The following is a 1,158-nucleotide window of genomic DNA, read 5'->3' as shown; positions in this document are numbered from 1 at the left end:
TAATAATGTAGTTTCCAGGCTTTAATCCATTTAATTTTTCATCTAAAGATTGAATATAGGTTGCAATCCCATCAAAATACTCTTCTCCTTCTGTAACACTTTTAACAATCTTATCAACAACATCTGACATATAAATTGTTTGGAAATCATTGTCACAAGATATATCTTTAACTAATGATCCGATTTCTGTGTAAATATTATCTGAATTAACTCTTTCTGCAAGAATCTTTTCTCCGAATGAATGAATCCGATTATGACAGTATTCTTCTACAAACTTATCAATGTAGGTTTTGTAAATTGTTGTGTCAACAGGAATTAAGTTTTCTTTAATTTCAGTAGAATTATTAAATTTTACTAAAATAGAATCTTTATTTATTATATTATTTTCAATGATATTTTCTCGACAGTAAGTAAAAATTTCTTGAGTAATTGATTGAGTAAAGTACTTTTCCGAAACTTTAGCAATAACTTCATATTTAATAACTTCATCAAATAAACACCAGAGAATTTTCCATTCTATATTTTCTGTCATAATTTAAAAATATCCACTGTCTCTGTATTGTTAATTATTTGTTGACAACGTATTTCAATTAAATTAAAAAGATGATGAATATTTTGTGGTTTATTATTAATATATTCAATTGCTTTTTCTACTGTATCTTGCCCATAACGCTTTTTAAGTCGACCAAGTCTTCCCCATGTTGAAGAAGGAATTAACATTCTATATTTATGAAAAATTATGCTTTGTAGTGTCAAAATGGAGCCTTATTAACTTCAATATGTTTGATCAATTTTTTAAAATCATCAAGTTCTTTTAAATCAACAATAGCAATATCTTTCTTTAAAATATTTTTAATAAGATTTGTCAATCCTACTTTACCAATTTGATATTTTGTGCATAAATTTTTAAGTTTTATTTTAAGTTCTTCTTCAGTTTCGTCTTTCTCTCTAATATTAATATTTGAGGGTTTATTTTCTTTATTTAAAAAGATATCTTCTTTGGGCGCAGGGAGAAGACCCTTGTATGCCATATGCCCGATATCTAACATTGATGCGCATTTTTCAAGAGAATTTGTAGCAGCGCCCTTTAAGGCGTCTCCTACTCCCATCTCGCCGATAAAAGAAGTACCAAATTGGTCTTTTACTGTAGTGATATCT

General features: G+C 27.6%; 2 protein-coding genes and 1 pseudogene. All 3 read right to left on the bottom strand.

Going from position 1 to position 1,158, the window contains the following annotated elements; genetic code table 11:
- A partial coding sequence (locus tag COZ07_RS07990; protein ID WP_406608038.1) for a hypothetical protein occupies positions 1–532 on the bottom strand: 532 nt, incomplete at its 3' end.
- Positions 529–756 carry a hypothetical protein gene (locus COZ07_RS07985; protein ID WP_406608037.1) on the bottom strand — a complete coding sequence of 76 codons (228 nt, stop codon included), beginning with the start codon at positions 754–756 and terminating at the stop codon, positions 529–531. The genes COZ07_RS07990 and COZ07_RS07985, both read right to left, overlap by 4 nt.
- Positions 753–1,158 (bottom strand): annotated as a pseudogene (locus COZ07_RS07980) (hypothetical protein); the annotation flags it as partial. The pseudogene COZ07_RS07980 and the gene COZ07_RS07985, both read right to left, overlap by 4 nt.

Origin of the sequence: Candidatus Infernicultor aquiphilus (assembly GCF_002784285.1) — a bacterium.
Taxonomy (GTDB): Bacteria; Atribacterota; Phoenicimicrobiia; order Phoenicimicrobiales; family Phoenicimicrobiaceae; genus Infernicultor; species Infernicultor aquiphilus.
Note: the sequence above shows the minus strand (reverse complement) of the source record. Positions and strands in the feature narration are given on the sequence as shown.